Genomic DNA, 9,609 nt, shown 5'->3' with positions numbered 1-9,609 from the left:
AACTGAAATATCTGCTTCTCCTGGTACTACAGCCTGTATCTCTACACATATAGATGATACATTATTAAGTGGATTAGGATCCGGCGTTGTTGAAGTTACAATTGCTGTATTATTTATACATCCTGTAGCTGATGTGCTCACTGTTCCTCTTATTAAAATAGTTCTAGAGCTTCCAGCTGGTAAGGTTCCTATATTAAAAGAACCTGGCCATGGATTAAAGGTTACTCCTCCATTTACTGAAAATTCTGCTCCTATAATACTAGGTGAAACATTATCAGTTACAACAACATTTTGTGCAACATCTGGTCCTGCATTCCCTACTACAAGTGTGTAGGTTAGTACCTCTCCTGGCACTACTGGATTTGGATTTGCTGTCTTTACAACTGAAATATCTGCTGCTACTCCTGGTACTGCCACCTCTACACATATAGATGATGTGTTGTTAAACGGATTAGGATCCGGTGTTGTTGAAGCTACTATCGCTGTATTATTTATACATCCTGTAGCTGATGGACTTACTGTTCCTCTAATTAAAATAGTTCTAGAGCTTCCAGCTGGTAAGGTTCCTATATCAATGGATCCTGGCCATGGATTAAATGTTACTCCTCCATCTACTGAAAATTCTGGTCCTATAATGCTAGATGAAACATTATCATTTAAAATAACATTTTCTGCAGCATTTGGTCCTGCGTTGGATACTACAAGTGTATAGGTTAGCACTCCTCCTGGTGTTACTGGATTTGGACTTGCTGTCTTTACAACTGAGACATCTGCTTCTACTGCTACTTGAGTAACTTCTGTATTTACTGTCGATGTGTTATTAGACGGATTAGGATCTGGTGTTGTTGAAATTACATCTGCTGTATTAGTTATAGTTCCTGTAGCTGATGAACTTACTGTTCCTCTAATTAAAATAGTTCTAGAAGTTCCAACTAGTAAAGTTCCTAAACTAAGGGAACCTGTCCATGGATTAAACGTTACTCCTCCATCTACTGAAAATTCTGGTCCTATAATACTAGGTGGAATATTATCAGTTAACACTACATTTTCTGCATCATTTGGTCCTGCATTAGATACTACAAGTATATAAGTCAGCACTCCTCCTGGTGTTACTGGATTTGGACTTGCTGTCTTTACAACAGAGATATCTGCTTCTCCTACAACCGGGATAACTTCCACATCTACTGTAGATGTGTTATTGCCTGGATTAGGATCTGGTGTTGATGAAGTTACGGTTGCAGTATTGGCTATAACTCCTGTAGCTGATGGTGACACTGTTCCTCTTATTAAAATAGTTCTTGTTTGACCAGCTGGTAATGTCCCTATATTAAGACTTCCTGGCCATGAACTAAAGGTTCCGCCTCCATTTGTTGAGAATTCTGGTCCTATAATACTAGATGGAATACTATCAGTTAAGATAACATTTTGCGCGTCTGATGGTCCTGCATTCGCTACTACAATTGTATAGGTTAGCACTTCTCCTGGTGTTACTGGATTTGGACTTGCTGTCTTTACAACTGAAATATCTGCTTCTACAGGAGCAATAACTTCCACATCTACCGTAGATGCGTTATTGCTTGGATTAGGATCTGGTGTTGTTGAACTTACCTCTGCAGTATTACTTATAATTCCTGTAGCTGTTGGTGACACTGTTCCTCTTATTAAAATATTTATTGTTTCACCAGCTGGTAACGTTCCTATATTAAAGAAGCCTGGCCATGGACTAAAGGTTGATCCTCCATCTGTTGAGAATTCTACTCCTGTTATTTCAGGTGGAATAGCATCCGTTAAAACAACATTTTGGGCATCTGCTGGTCCAAAATTCGATACTGTAATCGGATAAACTACCATCCCTCCTGCAGGTACTGGATTCAGCCCTACTGATTTAAAAACTCCAACATCTGCTTCTTGAGTAGATTCGTTAACTTCTATAACTGATGTTGATGTGTTATTACTTGGATTAGGATCTGGTGTTGTTGATGTTACAGTCGCAGTATTAGTTATGAAACCTGGAGCTACTGGAGCTACTGTTCCTCTTATTAAAATAGTTCTTGTTTCCTGATTTAATAATGTCCCTATACTAAGACTTCCTGGCCATGGACTAAAGGTTATTCCTCCATTTGTTGAGAATTCTGCTCCTATTATTTCAGGTGGAATAGTATCTGTTAAAACAACATTTTGGGCATCTGATGGTCCAAAATTTGATACATCAATTGTATAGGTCAAAGTCTGTCCTGACATTACTGGGTTTGGACTTCCTGTTTTTATAACCCCAACATCTGCTACTACAGGGGCCCTAACTTCAAGTGGGACAGGATTAGAATCCACAGTAAAATTGTTTTCTATTCCCCCTTCTACAGGTGTATAGGAATAATTTATTGTTGCTGTATTAATGGTTGGATTAGGCGTTGGAACAGCGTTAACTACAGCATCAAAAGTTACAGTAGCGGTAGAACCTCCTGGAATATCCGGTATAGTAAATCCAATATTAGGATCAAATGATTCCTCTGATACTCCATTAACTGTTACGCTACCAGCCACAAATAATAATCCATTTGGTACGATATCTTTAAAAAATACATTTGTTAAAGGACTAGTACAAGTATTTTCTAATGTTACTGTATAGGTTACTGTTTCCCCAACATTTGCAATAGGGGTACTAATAGTTTTTACAGGTATAAAGAGAGGAATATTAACTTGGTTTAATGATACATCATCTATAGCATAATCATTTCCAATAACCTCTGGCCCTTCACTTAAAAATTCTACTGTTAAACTTGTGTTATTTTGTGAATTGATTACAGTACCTATTTGTTTCCATTCTGGAGCATTTGTATTAACTGGAATCTGAGCTCCCAATGTTGCACTATATAGTACATTACCATTTTGATCAAGTATCCGTACACCAAGCTCAGGATTTGGATATCCTACTACTTTAAATAGATTTAAAATCCAAGAACTAAATAAATAGTTTGTATTAGGCTGTACTGAAACTACATCTCTAAAAAAAATAGCCCCTGGATTAAAACCATTTACCACCATCATTCTTCCTGTTTCATTACCTGTAGTATGGTCTGCAATACGCCACCAAGCACCTATTTCATTACTCATTGCATTAGTCATAATGTTTTGTACTGTATATTCACCACCAATAGGTGTAAACTTAGTTGGATCTGGTAATACATAGGTGAAATCTGGTGTTACACCTGGGTAAGGTTCAACTGGAGCACCCGTATTAGCAGGGGTACCTGGAGGAAAAAAGCCAAATGTTCCATTATCAGCAACATTAATAAGATTTACATTTGAAACTGACACACATGGATCTAGTATATTTTGTATAGGTGTATATATAACTGGGCCATCAAGGAAATTTTCATTCGTTAAATTTGCTCCTGTGACAGCTACTAAAAGTGTATCTGGAGTTAGTGAATCTAAATTAGTTGAACCCGGTGGAGGATTCGTTGCAAAGCTTATTGGAGGGTTTGTCCCCACTGGAATAGGTCCAACTACTGCATTATTGAAATCTCCTGGTGTTAGAACACCTCCAGGTGTTCCAAAGGATTGTACAATTCTATAATTACCATTTGGTACATTTATAAATGAATAATTTCCATTAGCATCTGTAAGAACTACAAGTCTAGCATTTGTTACTGTATTTTGTAATACAACAGGCACATTAGCTATACCTGAGTCTCCTGTATTAATTGTAGCACTTCTATCTCTATCAAATATAACGCGACCTGATACTGTCGCCATAATATCACCTCATTTTATCATCACAACTGTATAATAATATTTTTCATGATATATACTATGCATTGATATGTTCTTTTGATTATGATTTTAGCTATTTTTCTACTTTTTTAGACTTTAAAGACTATAATCAATTAGTTTATTTCATATCTTATCTAAGTACTTTTTCCAAAACATCTTACAAATTTTATTAAATAAAAATGAGCCATACACTAAATAAAGTTAGCTTATAGCTCATTAAGGCATCTTCAAAAAATAGTAGATCAGTATTATAGTTAGCCTATTTTATATCATATTGCGTTGTCAGAACCTAACGCAGTATCTGATAAAAATACGGTAACATCTTTGGTCTATTATTTTCTTTCACATGCTAAGTTAATTATTTTCTTTTTTCTTGTAAAATAATTCTTTCTATACTTTTTTCTGATAAGAAATACTTGCTAGCAAGAGATTCTTTACAAATACCTCTATTATATTCCTTATAAATAGCTGTATTTCTAATTGCAATTTCTTTTCTTACATTAGTTGCTTCTCCCCATTTCTTTCTATTGCCTTCTTTTTTAGGAATATATATATACTTTCCATCTACATACTGCTGAATTAGATCAATTATCTCTTGGGGAAATATATCTTGAGCGTTAATATAGCACATTATGTTCCTCCTAAATTTACTTTTCTTACTTAGGATTAAACAAAGGCCATTTCCTTGATTATGTTTTTAACACAATAGCCTTTGCTATGTGTTAATAATAAGTTTTCTCATAAATAATTCTCTCCTTTTTTCCCTTTAAATTATAGGTTAATTCTATTCCCATCGAGATGGTAACAAATCATTAATAGTAAGTATCACATCTTTCTTTATCATTGCTTCGCATTTATAATTTTCATCATGGATTTGGCAGATAAACTCTCTACACCTTCCACAGGGCGGAATTATTGTTCCATCTTCATATACTGCAATTACTTTTATTATTCTATTTTCTCCAGCAGTAATCATAGCTGCAATAGCAGCATGTTCTGCGCAAAACCCCATAGAACAAGGCGTATCTATGCATACTCCAGTATAGACTTTCCCACTTTCACTCAAAATAGCTGCTGCAACAGAACCAGCATAAGAATTTTTAGAAAGTTCTCTAGGGTTTAATGTATTTTTTGCAATATCATATAATTCATTAAAGTTCATAGTTATAATCCTTTCAAATAAATTTTTATATTATTTTTTCACGCTTATTCCCAATATATAGTCCATCTTTTATAACCTCAACATATCTAAAACCTAAATTTTCATAGTATCTGTTTAGACTAATATTTGAAGCTTGGCAATCAAGCCTTAGATATTTTTTATTGTTATTTTTTGCAATCACTTCACAATTATCAATTAAAACTGTTCCTGCCAAGCGAGCATCTACAGCAGTAACTAAATTGTGGATATAATAAGAATAATCTTTATCTTCCCAACGGCTATCATAGGTATGCAAAGCAACTGCACCTACTATGGATCTATCCTCTTGAACCTTCAAAACATATAACTCTTTTCTTGAAATACATTCCTCAAAGTATTTCTTAGGATAGCAGTGAAGATAGTCAGTTTTATTCCATTGTTCAATCCCCTTCTCATCCATCCATTTAATACGAGATTCAATCAATGATAAAATATCTTTTATATCATCATACTGAGCTAACTGAAAAATATATTCTTTCATTTCTACCATTTTATCCATAAAATTTATTCCTTTCTATATTTATTATTTCCTAAACATTATTTTCCTTTATTTCAATGGTAAATGTAAGTAACAAAACCATATCCACTATTAAAAATTATCCTCACCTTAAAAAGTTATTTAATAGACTTAATTTTATCTAAGTCTGAGCTGCAAAGCACTTCAAGATTTTCAAAAATCTTTTCTTCAGACCAATCCCACCATTTTAGTTTCAATAAATAGTCAATCAATTCATCATCAAATCTCTTTTTTATAATTTTGCATGGGTTACCTCCAGCAATATGATATGGAGGAACATCTTTTGTTACCACAGAATTAGCAGCAATAACTGAGCCATCTCCAATATGCACGCCAGGCATTACTGTAACATTCTGTCCAATCCATACGTCATTGCCAACCACAGTGTCACCTTTTAGAGGTAGTCCTTCAAGAGTAGGTGCTGCTTTTTCCCAGCCTCCCCCCATGATATTAAAAGGATATGTGGTTATAGATTTCATTCTATGATTTGCACCATTCATAACAAATTCTATTCCTTTTGCTATTGCACAAAACTTACCTATAATAAGTTTATCACCTATAAATTCATAATGATGAGTTACATGTTCTTCAAATTTTTCTGCTCCATTTATATCATGATAATAAGTATAATCTCCAACCTCAATATTAGGATTCTTTATAACATTTTTTATATAGCAAATACTCTTTATATTTTCATTAGGATAAATACTGTTTGGGTTTGGGCCAAATTTATTCATATATCTTGCCTCCTTTAAAATTAAATCTATTTTTTTATTTTTACTTACTTTTATTTCTTTTCAATCACAAATATATATAACAAATGATTAAACTATATTATTTTTCCTTTGTTATATATATCTGCTTACATAAATTCCATCTTCTCCATTATTTAATCATTACTTGTGGAGATTTTCTTATATTGTAATTTCAAATATTCAATAATCTCTGTCTTTTTTAGAGGTGATGAGTGCCCTAAGAAACAGATATCAAACTCTAAACTCTCTAACATATTTATAAAACTTTGTAATTTAACTGAATCATACTTGTAGTTATTATAAAAATCTATACTGTATGCATCTCCTATAAATACTACTTTTTCTTCAGGTACATATGCTATAACAGAATCTTCTGAGTGAGGTGCAATAACATTTTTTAAAATAACCACTACTCCTCCTAAATTTATTTCTAAATCATTTTTAAAAACTATATCAGCAGGTATAACTTTTATATCTTGAAGAGTTTTATACTCTTTACGAATATTTGTATCCGCAAATTCAATATCTTCTCCAGTTAAAAGACGTTGATTCATTGCTCCCTCTGTCCATTGCCATTTAGACATAACCTTTAATCTTTCATTGGTTATCTCGCATGCTATTGTTTTTCCTGTAACTGCATTCATCCCATAAGTATGGTCCCAATGCCAATGAGTAATAGCCACATAATCTGGTAATCTTAAGTTTGATTCTTCTATAGAGTTATTAAACTTTTCAACATGATTTCTCGAGTTTCCCGCATCCACCATTAAAGAATACTTATCTCCTTTAATGTATCCAATTAACGGCCTATCAGCTTCTTTGTTATTTTCAAGGAAATAAATCCTCTCTGTAACTTTTGTTAATGCCATAAAACATCCCACCTTTTTTAATATAAAGCTAAAAAATCCCCACAGATGAACAATATCATCTATGGGGATTTCATTTATATAAAGGTCTCTTATTATATTCAGATTAAACCTAATACAGAATATAGTTATCCTGTATTCACCATAAATAAACATACAATTATAGTACATTTCCTCTTGCATTTATTCCGTTTATATAAAAGAGTCTATAAGACGATATTGTTCTTAAAAATGCATGATTAAATAAGGTCTCTATATAGAACCTATCAACCATTGCAAACTATTTAATTTTAATAGTTTAGTTAAGAACAACTAAAATCATCTCTTTAAATCTCCTTTTCACATAACCAAATTTTAACTTGATTGTATAATAAAACATTTTTATTGTCAACAAGGATTATATACTTGAAAAATTAAATTCAAATATTATATATCACAAAACTTTATTGGCAGTTTTATTATAAAGTTGCTACCTTCATCTAATTTACTATATACATTTATACTGCCACCATGAGCCTTGACTATTTCTCTTGATATTGTAAGCCCTATTCCAACTCCTCCGGTTTCTCTGGCCCTTGACTTATCTGTTCTATAAAATCTTTCAAATATGTATTCTTTATCTTCATCGCTTATACCTATTCCACTATCTTTTATAGATATATATACATCATCAGATTTAGTAAAGCAACTAACAAATATCTCTCCTTTATTTGGAGTATACTTAATAGCGTTTGAGATAATATTAATTATTACCTGGCTTATTTTATCCTTATCTACCATGATATCAATAGGCTTAAGATTTGCTTGTAGATTTATATCATTATCTAATAACTGTTTTTCAAAATTTGTTAAAATTGTAGTTATTATATTTTCTAAATCTACTTCTGATTTATTTAGTCTTATTTTACTTCCTTCACATCTTGATAAATCCTCTATGGATACAGTTAATCTATTCAATCTTTGAAGTTCATCATATATACTCTTTAATCTTTCCTCTGATGGCTCCCATAGACCATCCATTATTGCCTCGAGCTGTGCTTGCATAGTGGTTATAGGAGTCCTAAGCTCATGTGATATATCTTTCGTTAGCTCTTGTCTTATTTTTTCTTGCTTATCTAAATCTTTTGCCATCATATTTATTGATTTTACAAGTTTATTGATTTCATATATACTATAATCTTCTTTTATACTCCTAGAATAACTACCTTCAGATATAAGATTTGTTGCATCTATTACTTTTAAGATAGGGTTACTAATAGCATAAGACAATAACCATCCTACTATAATAGATATAATAAAAAATAATAGTCCTAGGATAAATAATATTTTATCTAGCATTTTCAAAAATATAACATCTGAATCTTCATAATAAATTGGACCTATATACTCAATTTCTAATTTTCCTATTGAAGCTTCACCTTGCTTTATGTCAAATTTATCAAATGCATTTTTAATATCTATATCTGGACTTACTTTATTAGTATTTTCTATAATTTTATTTAAAATCTTATCACATACAATATTATTATATTCTCTTGCATTCCATATAATATTATCATTTTTATCCCTAACTGTTATAACCAATCCTGCGGTTATTGCATCTGATCCTATGTTCTCAATAGTTTTCTTATCCCATGAATTATTACTGTATGCATTTAATATTTTATTTTTGATCTCCATTTTTGACTGCTGTATTTTTTCGCTAGTATATACATTAAACTTCTTTTCGATGTAATAATGATTTACTATGTTTACTAAAAATATGATACTCAGTGAAAATAATATAAAAATAAGACTTACTCTATATCTCAATTTATTAAACATTAAATCTATACCCCATACCACGAATAGTTTTTATATAGGTTGGATTTTTACTATCTTGATCTAGTTTAGCTCTTATATTTTTTATATGAGTATCAATTATTCTATCATAAACACAAATATTATCTCTACTTATATAATCCATTAACTCTTCCCTTGAAAATATTCTATTAGGATTTCTAGCTAATATAGATAATATTTTATATTCTGAAGCAGTTAATGCAATCTCGTTGTTATTGTATTCTACTTTCTTATTAACAATATCTATGATTAATTCATTATTAAAAATTAAATTTTCACCTTGATTTCCCTTAACTCTTTTCAAAACTGCATTAACCTTCGCTACTAATTGCTTTGGACTAAATGGTTTTGTTACATAGTCATCACTTCCAATTGAATATCCATTTAGTATACTTTCTTCACTTGATTTAGCAGTTAACATAATTATTGGTACATCAGATTCTTCCCTTATGCGCTCACACACCTTTTCACCTGATATATCAGGCAGCATTAAATCTAATATTAATAAATCAGGATTAAACTCACTTTGCTTTTTTAATGCCTCAATCCCACTTGTAGCCTGTATTACAGTATATCCCTGATTTTCTAAGTACAATTTTATTACTTCTATTATCTTAACTTCATCATCTATAACAAGTATAGTTTCTTTCATAA

General features: G+C 31.6%; 8 protein-coding genes. All 8 read right to left on the bottom strand.

All coding sequences use genetic code 11. The features are described 5' to 3' along the window. The coding region (locus B2W91_RS00330) for an SdrD B-like domain-containing protein (protein WP_291578252.1) at nt 1-3,756 on the bottom strand (3,756 nt) is incomplete at its 3' end. Nucleotides 3,757-4,132: 376 nt separating this feature from the next. Beyond that, nucleotides 4,133-4,405, bottom strand: a complete 273-nt coding sequence (locus B2W91_RS00325; protein WP_291578250.1) for a CD3324 family protein — start codon at nt 4,403-4,405, stop codon at nt 4,133-4,135. A gap of 153 nt (nt 4,406-4,558) precedes the next feature. After that, on the bottom strand, nt 4,559-4,936 hold the full coding sequence (locus B2W91_RS00320; RefSeq protein ID WP_291578249.1) for a cytidine deaminase family protein: 378 nt from the start codon (nt 4,934-4,936) through the stop codon (nt 4,559-4,561). Between the two features lie 25 nt (nt 4,937-4,961). Beyond that, the gene (locus B2W91_RS00315; RefSeq protein WP_291578248.1) at nt 4,962-5,474 is read right to left on the bottom strand and encodes a GNAT family N-acetyltransferase; all 513 of its coding nucleotides are present in this window, start codon (nt 5,472-5,474) and stop codon (nt 4,962-4,964) included. Nucleotides 5,475-5,590: 116 nt separating this feature from the next. Continuing rightward, nucleotides 5,591-6,229, bottom strand: a complete 639-nt coding sequence (locus B2W91_RS00310; RefSeq protein WP_291578247.1) for a Vat family streptogramin A O-acetyltransferase — start codon at nt 6,227-6,229, stop codon at nt 5,591-5,593. A 152-nt stretch (nt 6,230-6,381) separates the two neighbouring features. Next, nucleotides 6,382-7,116, bottom strand: a complete 735-nt coding sequence (locus tag B2W91_RS00305; protein ID WP_291578245.1) for an MBL fold metallo-hydrolase — start codon at nt 7,114-7,116, stop codon at nt 6,382-6,384. Nucleotides 7,117-7,539: 423 nt separating this feature from the next. Next, on the bottom strand, nt 7,540-8,793 hold the full coding sequence (locus tag B2W91_RS00300) for a sensor histidine kinase (protein WP_291578255.1): 1,254 nt from the start codon (nt 8,791-8,793) through the stop codon (nt 7,540-7,542). 136 nt (nt 8,794-8,929) lie between these two features. After that, nucleotides 8,930-9,607, bottom strand: coding sequence for a response regulator transcription factor (locus B2W91_RS00295; protein ID WP_291578244.1), 678 nt, complete (start codon nt 9,605-9,607; stop codon nt 8,930-8,932). Nucleotides 9,608-9,609 lie beyond the last annotated feature (2 nt).

The organism is Clostridium sp. UBA6640, from assembly GCF_002455975.1.
Classification (GTDB): Bacteria; Bacillota; Clostridia; order Clostridiales; family Clostridiaceae; genus Clostridium_J.
This window is presented reverse-complemented; position numbering and strand designations above follow the sequence as displayed.